This window comes from Cyanobium sp. ATX 6A2, assembly GCF_024346355.1.
Taxonomy (GTDB): domain Bacteria; phylum Cyanobacteriota; class Cyanobacteriia; order PCC-6307; family Cyanobiaceae; genus NIES-981.
The window spans coordinates 142,957-164,197 of the sequence record NZ_JAGQCU010000003.1 but is presented as its reverse complement, the minus strand read 5'-3'; the positions used below and the strand labels follow the sequence as shown (position 1 = coordinate 164,197).

The 21,241-nt window shown below is 72.1% G+C and carries 20 protein-coding genes; 16 read left to right on the top strand and 4 right to left on the bottom strand.

Annotation, left to right across the window (positions count from 1 at the left end; all coding sequences use genetic code 11):
- Window positions 1-5: 5 nt before the first annotated feature.
- The gene (locus KBY96_RS04730) at window positions 6-1,556 is read left to right on the top strand and encodes a cryptochrome/photolyase family protein (protein ID WP_254978066.1); all 1,551 of its coding nucleotides are present in this window, start codon (window positions 6-8) and stop codon (window positions 1,554-1,556) included.
- Between the two features lie 34 nt (window positions 1,557-1,590).
- On the opposite strand, the gene KBY96_RS04725 is transcribed toward KBY96_RS04730, so the two are convergent.
- From KBY96_RS04725 to KBY96_RS04715, 3 genes are all read right to left on the bottom strand, one after another.
- Window positions 1,591-3,009, bottom strand: coding sequence for an NAD(P)/FAD-dependent oxidoreductase (locus KBY96_RS04725; RefSeq protein ID WP_254978065.1), 1,419 nt, complete (start codon window positions 3,007-3,009; stop codon window positions 1,591-1,593).
- 104 nt (window positions 3,010-3,113) lie between these two features.
- Window positions 3,114-4,355, bottom strand: a complete 1,242-nt coding sequence (locus KBY96_RS04720) for a glycosyltransferase family 2 protein (RefSeq protein WP_254978064.1) — start codon at window positions 4,353-4,355, stop codon at window positions 3,114-3,116.
- A complete protein-coding gene (locus KBY96_RS04715; RefSeq protein ID WP_254978063.1) occupies window positions 4,355-5,833 on the bottom strand; it encodes a nitrilase-related carbon-nitrogen hydrolase in 1,479 nt (492 codons plus the stop codon). The genes KBY96_RS04720 and KBY96_RS04715 overlap by 1 nt, the downstream gene beginning before the upstream one ends.
- A 68-nt stretch (window positions 5,834-5,901) precedes the next feature.
- Between KBY96_RS04715 and KBY96_RS04710 the strand changes: the two genes are divergently transcribed.
- Window positions 5,902-6,483 carry a carbonic anhydrase gene (locus tag KBY96_RS04710; RefSeq protein WP_254978062.1) on the top strand — a complete coding sequence of 194 codons (582 nt, stop codon included), beginning with the start codon at window positions 5,902-5,904 and terminating at the stop codon, window positions 6,481-6,483.
- Here the strand turns inward: KBY96_RS04710 and KBY96_RS04705 are convergent.
- A complete protein-coding gene (locus KBY96_RS04705) occupies window positions 6,438-7,373 on the bottom strand; it encodes a PfkB family carbohydrate kinase (protein ID WP_254978061.1) in 936 nt (311 codons plus the stop codon). The two genes, KBY96_RS04710 and KBY96_RS04705, sit on opposite strands and share 46 nt — an antisense overlap.
- 149 nt (window positions 7,374-7,522) lie before the next feature.
- Between KBY96_RS04705 and KBY96_RS04700 the strand changes: the two genes are divergently transcribed.
- The 14 genes from KBY96_RS04700 (at window position 7,523) to KBY96_RS04635 (ending at window position 21,235) form a co-directional block, all read left to right on the top strand.
- Window positions 7,523-7,936 (top strand): cupin domain-containing protein, encoded by a 414-nt coding sequence (locus KBY96_RS04700; protein ID WP_254978060.1) that lies wholly within the window; start codon window positions 7,523-7,525, stop codon window positions 7,934-7,936.
- A 64-nt stretch (window positions 7,937-8,000) separates the two neighbouring features.
- On the top strand, window positions 8,001-8,318 hold the full coding sequence (locus KBY96_RS04695) for a hypothetical protein (protein WP_254978059.1): 318 nt from the start codon (window positions 8,001-8,003) through the stop codon (window positions 8,316-8,318).
- A gap of 4 nt (window positions 8,319-8,322) precedes the next feature.
- Window positions 8,323-9,522 carry an exonuclease SbcCD subunit D gene (locus KBY96_RS04690; RefSeq protein WP_254978058.1) on the top strand — a complete coding sequence of 400 codons (1,200 nt, stop codon included), beginning with the start codon at window positions 8,323-8,325 and terminating at the stop codon, window positions 9,520-9,522.
- Window positions 9,519-12,557: an AAA family ATPase gene (locus tag KBY96_RS04685; protein ID WP_254978057.1), complete on the top strand. Its 3,039-nt coding sequence runs from the start codon at window positions 9,519-9,521 to the stop codon at window positions 12,555-12,557. The genes KBY96_RS04690 and KBY96_RS04685 overlap by 4 nt, the downstream gene beginning before the upstream one ends.
- Before the next feature lie 28 nt (window positions 12,558-12,585).
- Window positions 12,586-15,129, top strand: coding sequence for a type II CAAX prenyl endopeptidase Rce1 family protein (locus tag KBY96_RS04680; protein WP_254978056.1), 2,544 nt, complete (start codon window positions 12,586-12,588; stop codon window positions 15,127-15,129).
- 4 nt (window positions 15,130-15,133) lie between these two features.
- Entirely contained in the window at window positions 15,134-16,024 is an 891-nt protein-coding gene (locus KBY96_RS04675) for a gamma-glutamylcyclotransferase (protein ID WP_254978055.1), read from the top strand.
- Window positions 15,999-16,964, top strand: coding sequence for an isopenicillin N synthase family oxygenase (locus KBY96_RS04670; protein WP_254978054.1), 966 nt, complete (start codon window positions 15,999-16,001; stop codon window positions 16,962-16,964). The genes KBY96_RS04675 and KBY96_RS04670 overlap by 26 nt, the downstream gene beginning before the upstream one ends.
- A 117-nt stretch (window positions 16,965-17,081) precedes the next feature.
- Entirely contained in the window at window positions 17,082-17,552 is a 471-nt protein-coding gene (locus KBY96_RS04665; protein ID WP_254978053.1) for a tellurite resistance TerB family protein, read from the top strand.
- A 132-nt stretch (window positions 17,553-17,684) separates the two neighbouring features.
- Window positions 17,685-18,197: a rhomboid family intramembrane serine protease gene (locus tag KBY96_RS04660; protein WP_254978157.1), complete on the top strand. Its 513-nt coding sequence runs from the start codon at window positions 17,685-17,687 to the stop codon at window positions 18,195-18,197.
- A complete protein-coding gene (locus KBY96_RS04655) occupies window positions 18,194-18,883 on the top strand; it encodes a triacylglycerol lipase (protein ID WP_254978052.1) in 690 nt (229 codons plus the stop codon). The genes KBY96_RS04660 and KBY96_RS04655 overlap by 4 nt, the downstream gene beginning before the upstream one ends.
- Before the next feature lie 311 nt (window positions 18,884-19,194).
- Window positions 19,195-19,362, top strand: a complete 168-nt coding sequence (locus KBY96_RS04650; RefSeq protein WP_254978051.1) for a hypothetical protein — start codon at window positions 19,195-19,197, stop codon at window positions 19,360-19,362.
- A gap of 12 nt (window positions 19,363-19,374) precedes the next feature.
- The gene (gene hemJ, locus KBY96_RS04645; RefSeq protein WP_254978050.1) at window positions 19,375-19,977 is read left to right on the top strand and encodes a protoporphyrinogen oxidase HemJ; all 603 of its coding nucleotides are present in this window, start codon (window positions 19,375-19,377) and stop codon (window positions 19,975-19,977) included.
- Complete coding sequence (locus KBY96_RS04640) at window positions 19,970-20,662, top strand: PHP domain-containing protein (RefSeq protein WP_254978049.1); 693 nt, start codon at window positions 19,970-19,972, stop codon at window positions 20,660-20,662. The genes hemJ and KBY96_RS04640 overlap by 8 nt, the downstream gene beginning before the upstream one ends.
- Before the next feature lie 30 nt (window positions 20,663-20,692).
- Window positions 20,693-21,235: a hypothetical protein gene (locus tag KBY96_RS04635; protein WP_254978048.1), complete on the top strand. Its 543-nt coding sequence runs from the start codon at window positions 20,693-20,695 to the stop codon at window positions 21,233-21,235.
- Window positions 21,236-21,241 lie beyond the last annotated feature (6 nt).

Genomic DNA, 21,241 nt, shown 5'->3' with positions numbered 1-21,241 from the left:
CTGAGGTGGTGAAGGGCCTCTGGGTGCTGGGCGACCAGCTCTCGGCCAGCCAGGCGGCACTCGCTGCACAGCCGCCCGGCTCGGCCCGGGTGCTGCTGCTGGAGAGCGCTTCGGTGCTGCGCCGGCGGCGCTGCCACCGCCAGAAGCTGGTGCTCGTGTGGAGCGCCATGCGCCACTTCGCCGCCGAGCTTGCGGCGGCCGGCTGGACGGTGGACCACCGGCAGGCGGAGAGCTTTCGCGCCGGGCTGGCGGCCTGGACCGCCGAGCACGGCATCACGGAACTGCGCCTGATGGAGCCGGCGGAGCGGCCCTTCCGCGCGGCGATCGTGGCGGCGGTGGAGGCGATGGGCGCCGGGGCCCCGCGGTTGGTGTGGCACCCCTCCAATGCCTTTCTCTGGAGCCGGGACGACTTCGCCGCTTGGGCGCGCCCCTACAAACAGCTGCGTATGGAGCTGTTCTACCGGGAGGGCCGCCGGCGCTTCGGGGTGCTGATGGACCCCGATGGCCAGCCCCTGGGCGGGAAGTGGAACTACGACCAGGCCAACCGCAAGCCACCGCCCAAGGGGCTCAAGGGGCCTGAGCCGCTGTGGTTCGAGCCCGACGCCATCACCGCGGACGTGATCGCCAAGGTGGAGGACTTGGCGGCGCAGCTGGAGGCTGGTGGCGGCCCGCGGCTGCCCGGCGATGGCCGCCGCTTCCGCTGGGGCGTGACCCGCGCTCAGGCCCTGGCGGTGCTGGAGCATTTCATCGCCACCCGCCTGGATGGCTTCGGGCCCTATCAGGACGCCATGGTGGGCGGCGAGCCCACCCTCTGGCATGCGCTGCTCTCGCCCTACCTGAACCTGGGGCTGCTGCACCCGCTGGAGGTGATCCGGCGGCTCGAGGCGGCGGGGCGGGAGCGCGGCAGTCCGCTGGCGGGGCTGGAGGGGGTGATCCGCCAGATCCTCGGCTGGCGGGAGTACACCCACGGCCTCTACTGGTGGTTCGGGCCCGACTACCCGGCCCGCAACCACTTCGGCGCCGCTCAGCCGCTGCCGGACTGGCTGGAGCGGCTGGGGGGCAGCGGCATGGCCTGCATGGACACAGTGCTGGGGGAGCTGGAGGCCAGCGGCTATTCCCACCACATCCAGCGGCTGATGGTGCTGGCCAACTACGGCCTGATCGCCGGCCTGGATCCCCAGGCCTTCACCGCCTGGTTTTCGCGCCTGTTCATCGATGGCTACGACTGGGTGATGCAGACCAACGTGATCGGCATGGGCCTCTTCGCCGATGGTGGCCTGCTGGCCAGCAAGCCCTACGCCGCCAGCGGCAACTACATCAACCGCATGAGCAGCTACTGCAAGGGCTGCCGCTACAACGTGAAACAGCGCAGCGGCCCTGACGCCTGCCCCTTCAACGCCCTCTACTGGGACTTCCTGGCCCGGCACCGTGAGCAGCTGGGGCGCAATCCGCGCATGGCCCTGGTGATGAAGCAACTGGAGAAAATTCCGCCTGAGGAGCTGGCGGCCATCCGGTCCACGGCCGCTGCACACCGCGCGTCACACCACGATCTCTAGGGCGAGGGGCGGTCAGTCGCACCGCCGTTGCGGTTCAGGCCACTGCCTGAATCTGGGATGCATCGTCCTGGCCATCCCCACCCGGCCATTCCTCATCCCGAGGCGCTCGATACAACCCCACATCCACGCCGATGTGCTGGTCGGGGCGGCCGGTGATCAGCAGGGCGGTGCGCTGGCGCGTGGCGATCTGCCACATCCACTTGCTGAACAGGGCGATGCGGTTCTCGGTGTCGGGAATGAAGGCCAGGTGGGCCAGGGCCCAGAAGATCCAGCCCGGCAACCCCGTCACATGCCAGCCACGCAGATCGGCCACGGCATACCAGGGGCCGATCACCGCCATGCTGCCCAGATCCAGCCAGCGGAAGGGCGTGCTCGTGTTGCCCTGCAGGCGGGCGAGGATGTCGCGCGCCACCCAGCCGCCCATCTGCACCGCGGGGCCGGCCATGCCAGGCAGGGGCCGCGCATCGGGCGTATGGGCGTAGGCGCAGAGATCGCCCACGGCGCGGATTTCCGGATGGCCGGGAATCGAGAAATCCGGCTCCACCACCAGCCGGCCGCCGCGGTCCACCGGACAGCCGCTGCGCTCGGCCAGCAGCCGGCCGAGGCGGGAGGCGCGCACCCCCGCGGTCCAGCAGATCGTGGCGGCCTCCAGCTCCTGCTCGCCGGTTGCTCCGCCCAGCCGCACCCGGCCTGGGGCGATCGCCTCCACCTTCGCCCCCAGGCGCAGCTCCACGCCGGCGGCCTCCAGGTAGCGCGCGGCGGCGGCCCCCAGCGGTTCGGCCATGGTGGGCAGCACCCGATCCACCACATCCACCAGGATCACCGAGCAGTCGTGCTGGCTCAGCTGCTTGAACTCGTGCTGCACCGCCCGGTGCATCAGCTCGATCAGCGACCCCGCCAGCTCGCAGCCGGCCGGCCCGGCACCCACCACCACCACGGTCTGCAGGAAGCGGCGGCGCTGGGGATCGGGGGTCTGCTCGGCCTCCTCCAGGGCCATCAGCAGCCGCCGGCGGATCTCATCGGCGTGCTCGAGGATCTTCATCGGCGGCGCCAACGGCCGCCACTCCTCCCGCCCGAAGTAGGTGCTGCCTGAACCGCTGGCCAGGATCAGCTGGTCATAGCCGTAGCGCTGGTTGTTGAACACCACCTCCCGGGCCTCGGGGTCGATGTCCGTCACCTCTCCCAGCAATATCTGCACGTTGGGGGCATGGCCCACCATCTGGCGCAGGGGGGAGGCCACGTCGGCCTCCGACACCAGCCCCGAGGCCACCTGATACAGCAGCGGCTGGAACAGGTTGAAGTTGCGCTTGTCGATCAGGGTCACCCGCACCGACTGGCGGGCAAAGGCATGGCAGGCCTTGAGGCCTGCGAAACCACCACCCACGATCACCACATGGGGCCACTGCCGCATCGCTTCGGCGGGCGGTTCGAGCTCCAGGAAGAACCGTTCCATGGGCCTTCACCGGCCTGGGGTCTCCCAGACCCTATGGAGGACCAGCGGAGGCTGCCTGTCGCTGTTGGCACCGGCTCACCTGACAGACCTGGGCCCCCCAGGCCTCAGCCCAGGGGCCGGCCCTTCCAGGTCCACCCCCGGCCGGTGAGCGTGCGCCACACCGAGGTGGGGCCGATGCCCGCCACCACCAGGCCGCCGGCTCCCATCAGCCACCAGTGACGCAGGGGCAGGGCGAACTGCCATCGCATCCACAGCCGCAGGGCCAGTTGCAGGCCGATGCACAGCACCGTCAGCGCCAGGGCCGCCAGCAGCAGCATCCGCTCAGCGGGCAGCGCCAGCGCCGCGATCGCCGCTGCCGGAGCCAGCAGCCAGGGGCCGCTGAACATCAGCGGCACCACGGCGGCGGCGCCCAGGGCAGCGGGCACATTGCCGCCCAGGCCCAGCAGCCAGTTCTTGGTCCAGCCCTCCCACAGGGCGGGGAAGTTGGCGTACATGCGCAGCTCGGCCGCATCCAGGCCCAGCAGGTAGCGCAGGCGGTGGCCCGTGTCCTTGATCCGCCGCGCCAGGGCCAGATCCTCCACCACCTCCCCCGCCAGGGCGCGGTGGCCGCCGATGGCCTCGTAGGCCGAACGCCTGAACAGCATGAACGGCCCGGCCGCGAAGGCCACCGCACTGGCCGGATCGTTGGCCGCCTCGATTGGAAAGCCCAGCCCCAGAAGGCTCACCATGATCGGCTGCACCATCCACTCGGCCAGGCAGCCGCAGCTCAGCCTTGGCGCCAGGCTGAGCAGATCGGCCTGCTCGGCCACCGCCTGGCCGAGGGCGCGGCGCAGGGCCGTGGGCTGCAGGCGCACATCGGCATCCACGAACAGCACCCAGTCACTGTCCACCTCCTCCATCACCCGCGTGCAGGGCCAGGTCTTGCCCACCCAGCGCTCCCCCGCCGGCCGCGGGCCGGCATCCAGCACCGCGAAGCGCTCCGCCGAAGCGTCCGCCTCGTTCAGCGCTTGTGCCGACGCCTGGCGCCCGATCGTCACCGTGTCGTCACTGGAGCCGTCGTCCACCAGCAGCACCCGCCAGTGGGAGCAGGGCGCCGCGCTCGCCAGCAGGCTGCTGAGGCAGGGGCCGATGTTGGCGGCCTCGTTGTAGGCGGGCACCACGACCGTGAGTGAGCCCTCCGGTGGCTGGGCCTGCTCATCCGGCTCGGGCAGCGCCGCCAGCCTTGGCGCCCGCGCAAACACCCAGGCCAGGCCCCCCAGCAGGATCGACAGCCCCAGGGCCGCCGCGGCGCTCAGCAGCAGCAGGGACCAGACCAGGACCGTACCGGTCAGGGCTGTGCCGGCCATCACGCGGGCTCCAGGCGGTAGAGATCGCGGCGGCGCTGGGAGCCGGTGGGGATCGCCTGGCGGGCCAGGGCCACCTGCTCAAGATCCAGCTCGGCATGCAGCACCTGCTCGCCGATGCCGGCTTCGGCGATCACCGTGCCCCAGGGGTCCACCACCAGCGAATGGCCGTAGCTCGGATAGCCCTCGCCACCGAGCGGGCGGGCGCTGGAGCAGGCCAGCAGGAAGCACTGGCTATCCACCGCACGGGCACGCATCAGCAGGTGCCAGTGGCGCGGGCCGGTGGTGGTGTTGAAGGCCGCGGGACAGGCCAGCAGCGCGCAGCCGTGGCGTTGTCGCATCAGCAGGGCCAGCTCCGGGAAGCGGATGTCGTAGCAGATCAGCAGGCCCAGGCTCGGCGGTTCGGCGAGACCCGTGGCCAGCGGGTCGCCCTCCCCCGGCAGCACCGTGAGCCGCTGGCCGGGGCTGAGGCTGTCGGATTCGCGGAAGCGGATGCCGCCTGGTACGTCCACATCGAAGAGGTGCAGCTTGCGGTGCTTCGCCAGCAGCCGCCCCTGCGCGTCGATCACGGTGCCGGTGTTGTAGAGCCGTCCATCGGCGCCGCGCTCGGGGATCGAACCGGCGATCACCGCCACGCCGTGGCGCCGCGCCAGCCGCGCCACCATCGAAAGCGATGCTGAGGGCCCATCGAGCAGGGAGCTGCCGGGTTCGGGAATGGGCTCGGCGAAGTCCGTGAACCGCTCTGCCGCGTAGGGGGCGTTCCAGATCTCCGGCAGCATCAGCAGCCGCGGCGCCGGGAGGCCCGGGCGGGGCTGCAGGGCCCGCTCCAGCCAGGCTTCGGCGTGGCGGCGGTTGGCGGCGGCGTCCTCGCCGGCCTGCAGCTGCACCAGGGCCACGGGCAGGCGCCCGCCCTCTCGGCCCACTGAGCTGGCAGCGCCGGATGCCGCGGCGGCCTCTGGCTCCGCCGCGCCGGTCAGCCGGTTGGCGATGGCGGCGATGGCCTCCTCCACCGTGGCGCACACCAACACGCCCGCATCGAGGTAGGAGAACAGCTCGATCCAGGGCTGCGCGGTCGCCAGCAGCAGCAGCGGCCGACCGGCCTTGAGCGCGTGGGCCGCCTCCGACGCGGTGCCGGCACCGCCCGCGCCGCACACCACCACCACGTCGCTGCTGAGCACGTTGATCACGTTGCGGGCCTGGCCCATGCCGGTGAACAGGGCCACGTCGAGCTCCGCCGCGGTCTCCTCCCGTCGGCCGCCGGCGCCGTCATCCGGCAGCAGGCCCACCACCAGGTGGCCGTCCACGGCCATGGCGCCGCGGCTGGCCGCCGCCATCACCCCGCAGGGCCGCCCGCCGCTGAGCAGGCCCCAGCCCTGCCGGGCGATGGCCCGGCCCAGCTCCTCCGCCAGCGACAGATCCCTGGGGCTGGCCCCCTCGCCGGCCCCCATCACCCCGATCAGCGGTCGCCGTCGTTTGCCCATAGCCCGCTTCAACCCTGCTGCTCCATAGCCTGGCCGCCATGGAGGCCGGAACGTCCCCGCACCAGCCGGTGCAACCCATCCCTTGCCGCTGCCCCTGCTGCCGTCCCAGGCGCGGCGGCAGCGATGCGCTCTCCCGGCGGCAGCTGCTTGGCCGGCTCGCCGGCGTCGCCCTGGCCGGTGGCGCCGGCCTGCTGCTGCCCCGGCGGGCGGGGGCCGAGGATCCGGCGCCCCCTGTTGAGCAGGCCAGAGCCCTGGTGCTCAGCTGCATCGACTTCCGCTTCGTGGAGCAGGAGCACGCCTTCCTGGCCCGGCAGCAGCTCAGCGGCGCCGTCGACTGGGTGGCCCTGGCGGGGGCTTCCCTGGCCCTCACAGGCTTCCCCCACCGCGCCGACGCCCGCGCCTTCTGGGATCAGCTGCAGCTCTCGCGCTCTCTCCATCACATCCCTGAGGTGATCCTGGTGGATCACCAGGACTGCGGCGCCTACGCCGCCATCCACCCGGAACCCTTCTTCGACCTGCAGGCCGAGCAGGAGTTCCATGCCCGCACCCTGCGGCGCGCACGGGACCAGATCCTGGCCCGGGAGCCGCAGCTCTCGGTGCAGCTCTACTTCGCCCGCCTGGATGGGGACGTCGTGCCGATACCGGCCTGACGCCAGGCTCCGCCCTGCCAGCACAGCTGGCTGGCATAGGGCCCCAGGCCATCAAGGCAGGCGCTGCCGCAGTGACAGCCCAGGCTGATCGCCTGCTCCGGGCTCCAGCCGGCAGCCAGGCCTGCAGTCACGCCTGCCGCGAAGCTGTCGCCGGCGCCGTAGCTGTCCACCACCGGTTGCTGCCGCGGCGGCGCGGCGAACGGACCCAGCGGCTCCGCCTGGCCTCCCGCGGCCCCGGCGGTGGCGATGCGCAGGGTCGGTGGGGGCTGCAGGGCGCCGGCAGGCACCTGCTCGGCCGGATCCAGCGCGCTGCCGATCAGGGCATCGACTGCCACCCCCGCCTCCTGCAGCACCTGCAGCCGCAGCCGTGGTGTGGCCGTAAGCACGCGGGCGGCCCGGGCCAGGTGCAGGGCCCCGGCATCGGCGGCGCTGGCGAAGAGGCCATCGCAGTGGGCCAGCTCGTGCCAGGGCAGGGGATCGTCGGCCTGCGGCCCCAGCCGCTCTCCGATCACCACGATGCTGCGCTCACCGGAGCGATCGCAGAGGCTGATGCCACGGCGGGTGGGGGCATCACGCCAGGCCACCTGCAGGTCGAGGCCCAGTTCGCTCAGGGTCAGGGCCGCCGCCTCGCCCAGCGCGTCACGGCCCAGGGCCGTGAAGAAACGCACCGGCGCACCGGTGAGCCGTGCCAGCTGCACCGCCGCCACGGCACCGGCGCCGCCCGGCAGCTCCAGGCACTGGCAGGCCGTCTGCACCAGGCCGGCCTGCGGCAACCGCTCCACCATCACAAAGCTCACCACCTCCACGTGCCCCACCACGGCCAGGCGCAGGGGAGGCAGGCTCGGCAGCTGCTCCAGGGGAATGGGCTTCAGGGGAATCGGGGCGGCCATGGCTGGGCGGTGCTGGGGGCTGGGCGGTCGGGGCCGTGGAGGCGGGGCGCTTTTGTGAGGCCTTGCACACCGCTGCAGCGATTGGTGTCCGACGGCACGCCAACACCGCAAACCCGTTGTGATTCTTCAAGAACTACACACCAGTCGTCATGGCCCTGTCACGACGCATCGAGGTGGCCTCGGTGGCGCACAACCGCGCCGGCGCCACTCTGTTCTCCGATCCCCTCAGCAGTGATGAAACCCTGATCGCCGAGATCAGCACCGACACCAGCTGCACCCTCTTCTGCCACCGCCGCCAGACCGATCAGCTGCGCGTGCTGCGCGGCTCGCTGGAGCTGGTGGTGCTCGAGAACCGTCAGCTGCGGCGCATCACCCTGCGCGAAGATGAACCCACCTGGGTGCGCATCCCCCCCGGTGTGCCCCACGGCGCCATCAACCGCAGCAGCAGCGCCGCGGTGCTGGTGAACGCCGTGATTCGCCACGGCCCCAGCGACCCGCGCGATTATCAGCCGCGCCCGCTGCCCGGCGGACTCCTGCGCCAGTGGGAGGCTTTGCTGGCCTGAGCGCCGGTTGCGCTAGGCATGGGACACCGCGCCCCTGCCTTCTGTGCCCATGCCCGCTGAGCCGATGGACCCCACCCCCCAGTTTCCCAGCCGCCAGCAGCTGCTCTCGGCCTCCAGCACCTGGGTGGCGGTGCTGCTCAACGTGGTGCCCGGGCTCGGCACGGGCTACATCTATCAACGTCGCTGGCGGGCCTACTGGATCACCTCCGCCGCGGCGGCGGGCTGGTTCGCCCTCGGGGCGGCGCAGGCCGCCGACATCGACCCGGAGCTGATGGCCGATGTGGTGGCCCGCAACCAGCTGGTGGGGCTGGCGGGCTTCCTCGTGCTGGCCCTGGTCACCGCCATCGAGGCCGGGGTGGCCGTGCGCCGCAGCCGCGCCTGAACCCTTGCGCCTGCTGCACACCTCCGACTGGCACCTCGGCCGCCAGTTCCACGGCCTCTCGTTGCTCGATGAGCAGGCCCGGGCCATGGACCGGCTGGTGGAGCTGGCCGGCGAGGCGGCGGTGGATCTGGTGGTGATCGCCGGCGATCTCTACGACCGTGCCATCCCCCCGGCCGACGCGGTGCGCCTGTTCACAGACACCCTGGCGCGCTTGCGCGCCGGGGGCGCGGCGGTGGTGGCGATCGCCGGCAACCACGATTCCCACGTGCGCGTGTCGGTGTACGACGAGCTGCTGGCCGCCCAGGGGGTGACCATCCGCGGCCGTTGGCAGCGGGCCGCCGAGCCGGTGCTGGTGACCCCCCGTGGCGGCGGAGCGCCGGTGGCGGTGTACCCCCTGCCCTATCTCGAGCCCCTGCTGGAGGGGCCTGCCCTGCAGCTGCTCGCCGCCGCCACGGCTGCTGGGCAGCTGGAGCCCCAGCGCCCCGCCCGAGTCGACCACCAGCTGGCGATGGAGCTGGCCCTGCTGCCGGTCCGCGCCGATCTGGCCCGTCGCCCAGGGGTGCGCTCGGTGCTGGTGGCCCACGCCTTCGTGGCCGGTGGCCGCAGCAGCGAATCGGAACGCGACCTCTCCGTGGGCAACGCGGAGGCCGTGGCGGTGCCCACCTTCGCCGGCTTCAACTACGTGGCCCTGGGCCATCTGCACGGCGCCCAGCAGCTCGATGGCCCGCGGCTCGCCTACAGCGGCACACCCCTCCCCTACTCCTTCTCCGAGCAGGATCAGGTGAAGAGCGTGCGGGTGGTGGAGCTCGATCCCCAGGGCAGTCCCACGCTGGAGGTGGTGCCGCTGGGGGTGGGCCGCCCCCTGCGCACCCTCACGGGGCCGCTGGAGCAGCTGCTCAGCGATCCCCGGCTGGAGGAGGCCCGCGGCGCCTGGGTGCGGGCCCTGCTCAGCGACGAACAGCTGCCCCGCCAGGCCATGGCGCGCCTGCGGCAGCGCTTCCCCCACGCCGTGGAGCTGCGCCACCAGCCACCCGAGCAGCCCCGGGCCGGCGCCAGCGAACGCAGGCAGCGCATCCTTCAGGCCGCCGATCCGCTGCAGCGCACCCTGGCCTTCTTCGCCGACCAGCAGGGCCGGCCTGCGGACGGCGAGGAGGAGCGTTTGCTGCGTCAGGCCCTGGCCCAGGCGGCCGCCCGCCGCCCGTGAGACCCCACCGCCTGGAGCTGGAGGCCTTCGGGCCCTATGCCGCGCCGGTGCTGATCGACTTCGATCCCCTCGCCCGCGAGGGCCTGTTCCTGATCCATGGCACCACCGGCGCCGGCAAGACCTACCTGCTGGATGCCCTCTGCTTTGCGCTCTACGGCGTGGTGTCGGGCGAGCGCAGTGTGCGCGGCCTGCGCTCCCAGCACGCCCCGCCCACAGCGGTGCCGCGGGTGCTGCTGGAGTTCTCCACCCCCGCTGGCCGCTGGCGGGTGGAACGCCAGCCGGCCTGCGAGGTGGCCAAGGTGCGCGGCAGCGGCACCACCACCCGCGCCGCCCGCGCCGCGCTGTTCCGCCTCGGGAGCGATGGTGAGGAGGCGGTGGCCGGTGGGGTGGCGGAGGTGCTGCGCGAGGTGGTGGATCTGGTGGGGCTCGACGCCGACCAGTTTCGCCAGGTGATCCTGCTGCCCCAGGGGCGCTTCGCGGAGGTGCTGCGCGCCCGGCCGGAGGATCGCGAGGCCCTCCTTCAGACCCTGTTCGACACCGGGCTGTACGAGCGGGCCGCGGCCTGGCTGGAGGAGCAGGCGCGCGCAGCCGTGGGCGAGGTGCTCAATGGCCTCCGCCAGCTGGAGGCCTGGCGGCAGGAGGCCTGGCGCCTGGCTGAACCCTGGGTTCCAGCCGCTGAGCCCGAGGCTGGGGCCATCGATGAGCCCACCGCAGTGCCGGCCGATCAGGGCAAGATTGAGACCCTGCTCGCCGCCGTGGATCTCCAGCGCCAGCAGGCCGAGGGCCTGCGGCAGCGGCTAGATGCCGCCTGGGAGCAGGCGCGACGCCAGCAGCTGGAGCTGCTGGCCGCTGCCGAACGCTGGGATCGCCGCGCCGAGGCCCGGCGGCGTCTGCAGGATCTCGATCTGCAGGCGGACGCCATTGCCGCCAGCCGGCGGCAATTCGACCGCGCCCAGCAGGCCGAGGCGCTGCGGGCCAGCCTGCTGGGCTGGCGGCAGGCCCGCAGCCAGCAGCAGCAGCTGGAGCAGCGCGGCTCCGATCTGCTCCAGCGCGCGCGCCGCTGCCGGGATCAGGGGGCGGGCCTGCCCGATGTGCTGGTGGCCCTCGAACTCCTGCAACTGCCCCCCCCCAGCGCCCTCACCGCCGCCCTCACCGCCCTGGCCGCCCATCGCGGCGCCCTTGACGTGCTGCTGGCCCTGCAGGCGGATGTGCATCAGGCCAGCCAGTCCCTGGCTGCGGCTGAGGCGGAATTGGCCGACCGCAGCGACCGCGTGCTGCGCGGCCAGCAGCATGTGGCCGATTGCCGCAGCCAACTGCCGCAGCTGGAGCAGCAACTGCTTCAGGCCCGCAGCGCCCGCGACGGCCTGGAGGGCCTGGAGCAGCGCCAGGTCCGGGCGCAGACGCTGGTGGAGGCCTTTGCGGCCCTGCAGGCGGCCGTGCGCCACGAGCAACAGGCCCAGGAGCACCACCAGAACGCCGAACGGGAGCTGCTCAGCTGCCGGCAGCGGGAGCTGCAGCTCCGCGAACAGCAGATCGCCGGTATGGCCGCCCAGCTGGCGGGTGGCTTGCAGGCCGGGGATCCCTGCCCCGTGTGCGGCTCCCTCGACCATCCCCGACCGGCCACTGGCGGTGCCGCCCCGGTGGCGACAGCGACGATCGATGCCGCCCGCGCCCGCGTTGCGCAGGCGGAGCAGCAGCAGGCCCGGGAGCAGGCGGCATTCGCCCGGGTTCAGGGGCAGCGCGCCGCCCTTGAGGCCCAGGTGGCTGACGCCGATGCCCTGGCTGCCACCAGCGCCCTGGCCGCCGCCAGGGCGGCCTCCGAGCAGGCGCGCCTGCTGGCACGGGCGCTGCCCGCCCGCGAGGCGGCCCTGGAGGCGGCGCAGCGGCAGCTGGCCAGCTTTGAAACCCGCCTCCAGGAGGTGTGCCAGGAGCAGGCAGCGGCCGGCGAACGGGTGCGCGCGGAGCAGCAGCGCCGCGCCAGCCTCGAGGCGCGGCTGGCCGCCCGGCTGCCGGATGGCCTCGATCCGCCCGCCGCCCTGGCGACCGTGGATGCCCTGCAGCCCCTGCTGGAGGGGCTCGCTGGCCAGCTCGAACCCCTCACCGCCGCCCGCAGCCGCAGCGCTGAGGCGCTGCGGCGCCTCACGGGCGACCTTGCCGCAACCGGGTTCGAGAGCAGCGAGGCCCTGGAGGCCGCCCTGGTGGACCCCGCCCAGCGCCAGCGCTGGGAGCAGACGCTTCAGGGTCACGATCAGGAGCGGCAGCGCTGGCAGGGGGTGCTGGCCGCCGCGGAGCTGCAGGACCTGCCCATCGAGCGCCCCGACACGGCCGCCGCCGCCGCCGCCCTGGAGCAGGCCGACGCCCAGCGCACTGCCGCCGTGGAGCGCCGCGCCCAGGCCGCTGCCGCCGCTGCGGCCCTGGCCGATCTGGCCCAGCGCCACCGGGCCGGCGCTGAGGCGCTGGCGGCCGCCCAGGCCCGCGCCGACCGCCTGGCGGCCGTGGCCGACCGCTGCCGGGGCCGCAGCGCCCCCCACATCTCCCTGCAGCGCTGGGTGCTCTCGGCCTACCTGGAGGAGATCTGCACCCATGCCAACCAGCGCCTCGAGCAGATGACCAGCGGCCGCTACCAGCTGCTGCTCAGCGACGACAGCGGCCAGCGCAAGGGCAGCAAGGCGGGCCTGGGGCTGCGGGTGCTCGATGCCTTCACCGGCGAGGAGCGGGAGGTGGCCAGCCTCTCGGGCGGTGAGACCTTCCAGGCCTCCCTGGCCCTGGCCCTGGGGGTGGCCGACACGGTGCAGGCCCACAGCGGCGGGGTGGGGCTCGATGCCCTGTTCATCGATGAGGGTTTCGGCAGCCTCGATCCCGACAACCTGCAGCTGGCGATGGACGAGCTCGACCGCCTGCGGGAGGGGGGACGGATGATCGGCCTGATCAGCCATGTCTCGGCCCTGCGCGAGCGCATCCGCAGCGGCATCGAGGTGGTGGCCGGTGAGCGCGGCTCGCGCCTGCGGGTGGGCCCCACCGGGGACGGCGCCTAGGGTCCGCCCAGCAGCCCCGCTCGGCTCCGTGCTCCCCTTCCCCCGCAGGCTCTCGGCTCCCCTGGCCCGGCGCCTGTCGGCCCTGTTCCCCGCCCTGCTGGCAGCCCTGCTGGTGGCGGCGGTGCTGCTGCCCGCCCTGGCCCCCCGGCCCGGCCACGCCGCCGCCGGTACCCCCCGCGAGCCCCTGCCCGAGAGCAGCGAGGAGCTCGCCAGCCGCTCCCCCTGGACCCGTCCCGCGTCGTACCCCCTCGACAAGCGCCCCGACCCCGGTCTCTATCGCCCCAGCGCCGAGTGGATCGGCCGGCTGATCCTGCCCTCAGCCGAGGAGGCCGCTGCCGATGGCGACTGGGTGTGGATCGAGCTGGAGCAGGCGCCGGCCGAGCGCCAGGAGCTGCTCGGGGAGCGCCTGCGCCTGCGCTGGGCGGATCAGCCCGAGTTGCAGCGGCTGGTGCGCCTGGTGACCACCGACATCAGCCTGGGTGAGCCGGCCCGCCAGGCCGCCGCCGCCGCCAATGTGGTGCCCACCCGCCTCGACGGCCGCCGGAAGGTGGGGCCGCTGCAGTCGCTGGCCGGCGCCCGGCCGCGGGACGACGTGATCGTGCGTCTCGACGGCGTCAGCGTGGGGGACGGCGAGCTGCGCATCGCCCGCCCGCCGGTGCAGACCAGCGGCCGCTGGACAGCGCTGGTGACTGTTCTGGGCCATGCCTCTCCCCCAGGCGCTCCCCCAGATGCCGCTCCAGAGGCCGCCTCAGATCTCACGGCGGGTTCCGGTGCCGATCCCGACCTGGTGCGTGTGCGCCACTTCAATGCCGCCAGCGGCGCATTCGACGGCCCTGAAGAGCGCGTCCGCATCCCCCTGCTGCCGCCCGATCGCTTCGGCCGCCGTCTGTTCGATCCCCGCGGCCTGGCGGCTTCGGCGCTCAATCCGGGCGGCTGGCTGATCCATGGCGCTCCGGCGGCCGATGGGGTGTTCACGGTGCAGTCCATCGAGCCCCGCGCCCTGCTGAGCCTCACGCCCCAGCGCCGGATCAGCGGCACGGCGGCGGGCCTGGAGCACATCAGCCGCCGCAACTGGGGTCCAGGACAGCTGCAGCGCGGCAGCCTGCACACCACGCTGCTGGTTCCCGACCGCCGCAGGCTCGATGAGCGCGGGGCCGCCGACTGGGCGGTGGGTGACCGGGCCCTGCTGATCCACCTGTTCGGCGGCATCGGTGGTGCCGATGGTGAAGCCAGCCCGGTCCCCTGGACCGTGCCCGGTCATTTCTCCTTCGGCGAGGCCGAGGTGGTGCGCGATCCGATCAGTGCTGAGCCGCGCCTTGATCTGCGCTACTTCCAGATCTACACGAACAACCCCAACGGCATTGTCTCTGGCTCCCTGCACGCCAGTGCCTACGCCGGCAGCCTCCAACGCGGCTGGATCGGCACCCGACCGATCTCCGATGTGCTGGTGCGGGTGGATGGCCCGGCCCTCGATGCCATTGCCCTGCAGGCGGAGATCCTGGCCGCCCGCTACCGCAGCGGCGATGGGGACGGCCTGGCGCTGGGGACCCCGTCGACGTCCTGCGTGCAGGACTCCATGCAGGCGCTCTGGATCGCGCTTCAGCAGCTGCGGCAGGACAGCGACCTGGACGACCTGCCCGCGGCCGGGAGGGAACGCCGGCTGCAGCTGGCCGATGCGCTGGATCGGCTGCTCACCCCCTTCGGCCGGGTGCGCGGCGACTGGCGTGGGAATGCCGAGGTGACCTTCAGCGCCGGCACCGGCCGGCTCAGTGCCGGCGACCCCGGCGAGGGCGCTCGCAGCCCCTTCGAGGCCAGTCAGCGCCTTGTTGATGTGCTGCTCAGCTGGCGCTCGATGCTGCCCCGCCGTGCCCACGACGCCATGGCCCGCGAGTTTCTGACGGCCGGCCTGCCCCTGTGGGTGCTGCGCAGCAACCAGATCCCCGGTGCCGATCCCCGCCTGGAGCCCCTGGCCCCCACCACGGTGCTGGGCCAGCTGCCGGTGCTGGGCACCCTGCTGCAACGCCTGCTGGACAGCCTGTTCCCGCCCCTGCTGCCCAGCGCCCAGGGCTTCAGCCTGCTGGTGCTGGGGGTCTACAGCGCCTTGGCGCTCGGCCATGGCTTGCGCAGCGGCTTTCTTTCCGGTCCCGCAACCTGGCCTCCCCTGCAGCAACTGCTGCCCAGGGCCGCCGGCCTGCTGCTGCTGCCGGCCCTGGTGGAGGAGCTGATCTTCCGCGTCGCCCTGCTGCCCCATCCCCTCGAGGGCGTGCACGGCGGCGCTCTGCTGGCCTGGATCGCCCTCAGCGTGGGCCTGTTCGTGCTTTATCACCCCCTGGCGGCGCGGCTCTGGTATCAGCAGGCACGGCCGCTGTTCCACGATCCCCGCTTTCTGGTGCAGTGCACCCTGCTGGGGCTGGCCTGCGCATTGGTTTTTGTGGTCACCGGTTCCCTCTGGCCTCCGGTGCTGATCCACTGGCTGGCGGTGCTGGTGTGGCTGGAGCCGCTGCAGGGGCGCCTGCACCTGCAGCCAGTGCCGGTCGCCGCGCCCCAGTCCGGCGGCGCCAGCGCGGTGTGAGGCCATGGCCGACGGGCTGCGCGTGGCCGTCTACGGCACCCTCAAGCGGGGGGAATGCAACCACCACTGGCTGGCGGGGGCGCCGTTCCTGGGACGTACCCGGGTGCCAGGGCTCGAGCTCTACAACCTGGGCGACTACCCGATGGCCGTGCCCAGCCCGGATCCCCGGGCCCGCATTCACGCCGAGCTCTACCGGGTGGATGCGGCGGGCCTGGCCCGGCTGGATGTGCTCGAGGACTACCCCCACCTCTACGACCGCCGCCGACTGCGGAGCGCCGATGGCCGGCTCGCCTGGATCTACCTGGGGCGGGCCGATCAGGTGCGTGGCTGCCGGCGGGTGCCCTTCAACGACTGGGGGGCCACACCGGTGTTCAGCTACGGCTCCAATCTCGACCCCAGCCAGCTGCGGCAGCGCTGCGCCGGCTGGGACGGCTCCGGCCTGGTGGCCCGCCTGGAGCACTGGCGCTGGGGGATCAACAAGCGTGCCCTGCACGATCCCCTCGAGGGCTATGCCGGCATCTGTCCCCACCCCGGTGCCAGCTGCTGGGGGCTGGTGCACCACCTCAGTCACCGCGACCGGGCCGTGCTTGACCTGATCGAGGGTGTGGCGATCGGCCAGTACCGGCACCACAGCGTTGAGGTGGTGTGCGGCGTGGAGCGGCTGCCTGTGCTCACCTATGTGCCCCAGCCGGGGGTGGTGGCCGCCGGCCTGCGGCCCAGCCCCGGCTATGCCGGCCGCATCCTGCGGGGAGCCGAACACCACGGCCTGCCGGAAGGCTGGCGGTTCTGGCTGCGCCGCCAGCTGCGCCAGCGGCGGGAGCAGGCTGGAAGCGGGGGCGGCATCCTGGGCCGAAGTGGCGACGATCCCCATGGAGCCGGCGATTCTGGACGTTGACCTGCTCGCCTTCGAGCAGGGAACCGACCGCCAGCGGCAGGCGGTGGTGGACGGGGTGATGCGCAGCCTGGCCACTGGCTTTGTGGTCACCAGAAGCGATCTTCCGGCCGATCTGCTCGATGAGGCCTACGGCCTGCTGGAGCGCTTCTTCGTCCAGCCGGCGCTGCTCAAGGCGACCTTCTCGGCCCCTGGATCCTGCGGTCAGACCGGCTACACGGGCGTGCTGGTGGAGACCGCCGCCGGCGAGCAGCGGGCCGACTGGAAGGAGATGCTCAACTGGGCGCAGCCGCTGCCGCCCCAGCACCCCCTGCGCCGCCGCTTCCCCCTCCTCTATCCGGAGCAGGTGCTGCCGGAGCCCCTGGTGCCGGGCATCACGGCGGTGCTGGGTCGCTTCCATCGCGCCATCGCCGAGCTGCAGCGCCGCTTCCTGCGGGTGATCGCCACTGGCCTGGGGGCCCATCCCCAGTTCTTCGATGCCGTGGTGGCGGAGGGCCCCACCCTCACCCGGGCCGTGCGCTATCCGCCCATGGATCAGGCGCCCGAGCCCGGCCATGTCTGGGCTGCGGCCCACGGCGACATCAACCTGATCACCGCGTTGCCGCGGGCCACTGCCCCCGGCCTGCAGGTGCGCGTGGGCGAGCGCTGGGTGGAGGCGGTGGCCCCCGAGGGCCAGGTGATCCTCAACAGCGGCCTGATGCTGGAGTGGCTGAGCAACGGCCGCATCCCCACCGGTTGGCACCGGGTGGTGGCCCCACCGGGGTGGAGCGCTGAGCGCCTGAGTGTGGTGCAGTTCTGTCACCCGCGGCCCTCCACGGTGCTGGCTCCGCTGGTCAGCTGCATCGATGCCGGCCACCCCCAGCACCACGCTGCCGTGATGGCTGCCGATGCCCTGGAGGCCGTGCTCTATGACATCAATCTGCTCACGTCATCGCGCAGTTGAGTAGATCCACTCAACTGCCGGTTTCGGTGTGATTCGGCACTGACGTGCAGGTGGCTCGCTGTCTGGAGTGGAACTGCTCAAGTTTCATCACCGGCTTTCATCACCGGCAGCGACAGCATGACGATTTCCCCGCCCCGGCCAGCCCAGTCCGCCGACCTGGCCCCGGAGTCTCTGCCGGGCGACCCGATGCCCGTTGCGGATGCCTTTCTGGCCGTGGCCCTGGCGGCCGTGTCCTGGGACGGCACTCTGACCGCCCCCGGCACCAGGGCCCTGCGCCACGCCATCGATTACCGCACGCCCTACCGCGAGCTGGGCGACGCACAAGTGGCGCTGCTGATCAACAGCCTGCTTGAGCGTCTGCGCCTGCGTGGCGCCCAGCATCTGATGCTGGAGTCAGCTCAGTCTCTCAGTCCTGATCTGCGCCGCTCCGCCTATGCCGTCGCCGCCGAGATCATGCGCTCCGATGGCGTGCTCCAGCCCGATGAGTGCAACATCCTCAGCACCCTGGCCGCCACGCTTCAGCTTGACGATGACGCCACCGCCCCCGTGCTGGAGGTGATGGAGGTGCTGCACGCGCCGGTGCAGTAAACCGCCTGCCTCGGCCCCGGAACGGCGATAGGGTCAACCCAGCGCAGGTTCAGCGGCTTGAGCGACCCCCTGCCCCAACCATCCCTGCCCCAGCGGCTCGATCGCAGCCTGGCCCGGCTGGGCGTCAAGGCGATGGTGCCGATCTTGATCCTGGCGATCGCCTGGGGTCAGGAGTTGCTGGATCAGCTGGTGTTCGGCGGCCGTTGGAACCTGCCGATGCTTCCCAGAGGCTCGTTTCTGGGGGTGCTCACGGCTCCCTTCAGCCACAGCGGCTTCGGCCATCTGCTGGCCAACTCGATGCTGTTCCTGCCGCTCTCCTGGCTGGTGCTGCTGCGCGGCCGGTGCGACTACCTGGCCGTGTGGATCGGGGTCTACGTCTGCGCCATCCCGGTGTGGTTGTTCTGGCCTGTCGGCAGCCACGGGCTCTCCGGGGTGGTCTACGGACTGCTGGGCTACCTGCTCTTGATCGGCTGGCTGGAGAAGCGGCCCTTCTCCCTGCTGCTGTCGCTGGTCTGTCTGGTCAGCTACGGCGCGGTGCTGCCCAGCCTCATCCCGCTGTTTTCGCCGGCGGGGGTGAGCTGGATCGGCCACCTCAGCGGCTTTCTCGGCGGCGTGTTGGCGGCCTTTGCGGTGTATCGCGAGTGAGCGGCCCCTCGCCCACGTTGATCCTGGGGGGCTTTCTGATCACCCCTGAGGCCTACGCCCCGATGGCTGCCGCCATCGCTGCCCACAGCCACCAGCCGGTGCAGGTGGTGCCCGCGAGCCGTGGCGACTGGCTGCTCACCAGTTGGAGCCTCGGCTGGCGGCGCCTGCTGGATCGCAGCCAGGCGCTGCTGGAGGGCCTGGCTGCAGGCTCCCCCAGCGGCAAGGTGAATCTCGTGGGCCACAGCTCCGGTGGGGTGATGCTGCGCCTGCTGCTCGGCGATGAGCCCTTCGCGGGCCGCGTCTATGGCCTCCGTCATCGGGTGGACACCCTGCTCAGCCTGGGGAGCCCCCACAGCGCCATCCGCGGCACGGCCCTGCGCCGCCTGGTGGATCAGCGCTACCCGGGGGCCTTCTTCGCCGGCAGTGTGCGCTACTTGTCGGTGGCCGGCGCCATCGCGCCGGAGCAGCTACGCCCCCGCGCCCGCCGGCTCATGGCCCGCTCCTTCGGCGCCATCAACAACGACCCCGGCAGTCGGGGCGACGGCCTCGTGCCCATCAGCTCCGCATTGCTCGCCGGCTCCGAGCAGCGGCTGCTGGAGGGCGTGGGTCACGGCGGCTGGTTCGCCGAGCGCTGGTATGGCAGCGCCACTGTGCTGCCGCAGTGGGTGCCGTGGCTGGCGGCCTGATGCTCACTGCGCTGCCACACTCCTGCCAGGCGGAGCCGACGACGAGGGCGGCACAACCTGTTTTGTCCAGCTGTTGCGGCTGCCCAATCCACCCCTGAACAGGCGCCCTGCCCCCAGGCTTTGCCGACCGGTGGCTTTTCGCGGACCTTGGACCCACGGCAGAATCGCCAGGACTTGATCGATCGGGCCCACTCCCTCCCCCTTTGTCATGCCCCGCCTGTTCGCCCTGTCCGCCCCTGCCCAGGCCAGGCCTCCAACGTGCAGATGGGGTCGCAGGCGGAACTGCTCTCTCCCGCATCGGCTCCGGGCTCTTGCACAGCCTCGCTCCTGGCGTCACCCAGCCGTTGGCCCTGCACCACCACGGCCCCACCCTGATCTTTCGTTGGGGCGGAAGCACCAAGCTGGTGGTGACCCGCGAGGGTGGCGGTCCTGGCGGCGGTGATGAGCTCACGATCCTCGACAGATTCATCGGCCCCTGATCCCCCAGCCAATTGTTCACTGTGTTTGCTCTCACCTGGCCCCCGGAGGCCTACCTCTGGTTCAAGACCCTGCACATCGTGGGGGTGGTGGTGTGGTTCGCGGGGCTCTTTTATCTGGTGCGGCTGTTCATCTACCACCGCGAGGCGGCCGAGCTGGAGCCCCCCCTGCGCCAGGCTTTCGAAGACCAGTACGCCCTGATGGAGCGCCGGCTGGCCAACATCATCACCACCCCTGGGATGGTGGTGGCGGTGGTCTGCGCCGCCGGCCTGCTGAGCGTGAACCCCGCCTGGCTGAAACAGGGCTGGATGCACGCCAAGCTCGCCCTGGTGGCGGCCCTGCTGCTCTATCACTGGTTCTGCTACCGCCTGATGGGGCAGCTGCAGCGGGGCGCCTGCAGCTGGAGCGGCCGGCAGCTGCGCGCCCTCAACGAATTGCCCACCCTGCTGCTGGTGCTGGTGGTGATGCTGGTGGTGTTCAAGAACCAGTTCCCCACCGGGGCCGCCACCTGGGTGATCGTGGCTCTGGTGGTGTTCATGGCGGCCTCGATTCAGTTCTATGCGCGCTGGCGGCGGCTGCGGGCCGAGCGGCTCACGGCGGAGGCGGCCGGTGGTTGAGGCCGCGTCCCTGCACCAGTGGGTCAGCCCGCAGCACCGGCGCCATCCCCTGGCGCCGGTGCTGGCGTCGATCACCCCGCAATGCTGCCCCGGCCGGGTGAATCTCCACTGCCACACCACCTGCAGTGACGGCAGCCTGCAGCCCGCCCAGCTGGCGGCCCAGGCCATGGCCCTGGGTCTCGAGCATCTGGCGGTCACCGACCACCACGCCCTCGGTGCCCACGGCGCGGTGGCCGACTGCTTCGCGGCGGCGGCCGCCCGGGGCCAGGCCGTGCCCGTGCTCTGGCGGGGCGTGGAGATCAGCTGCCTGCTGGAGGGCTGCCTGGTGCATGTGCTGGCCCTGGGCTTCGAGGCCGAGCACGATCCCCTGCATCCCTACCTGCAGGGCTGCAGCGTGGTGGGACCGGCGCTGCGTGCCGAGGCGGTGCTGGAGGCGATCCGGGCCGCCAATGGTCTGGCTGTGCTTGCCCACCCGGCCCGCTACCGGCTGCCCTTCCAGCGCTTGATCGCCGCGGCGGCCGAGCTCGGCTTCGATGGTGCTGAGGCCTGGTACGACTACGGCATGCAACCCAGCTGGCAGCCCACGCCGGTGGTGTGCGAGGCGATCGCCCGGGACCTGGAGCGGCGGGGACTGCTGAGCAGTTGCGGTACGGATACCCATGGGCTGGAGCTGCACGGCCGCTAGGGTTTGCTGACATGTTCCCCCGCCACACCGATGGGTCTGTTCGATCGTCTGCTCTCCTTTGGTTCCGGCAGCGGCAGCGCCCAGTCCGGAACCCCCGCATCCAAGCCCAAGCCCAAAAAAGCCGCCGAGGCGGTGTACCTCGACCCCGACGAGTCCTCCAGCATGGGCAACGTCAATTTCATGCGTCGCTCCAACACCATCCGACGCACCTTCCCCGGCAGTGCCAGCAGCCCCGGCCAGAAGGAGATGGTGGCTGAGGTGGACTCGATGCAGGCCCGGATCGAGAAGGCCTCCGAGGGCCTGGGCGACGCCCAGAGCGCTGCCAAGGCAAGAGGCCTCAATGACGGCGTCCCCAAGCCCGTGAAGAAGACCTTCGCCCAGCAGATGTCCCAGGCCGAGCTGATGCAGCGCCAGAAGGGCACCGCCGTGAACCCGGTGAACCAGCCCGCCGCCGCCAAGCCAGCGCCAGCCACCCCGGCTGCCCAGCCCCAGAGCCAGCCCTCCTCCCTGGACAGCGCCAAGCCCGGCACCATCGATCCCTTCCGCCAGATGGTGAAGGACGTAACCAGCTGAGGCCTG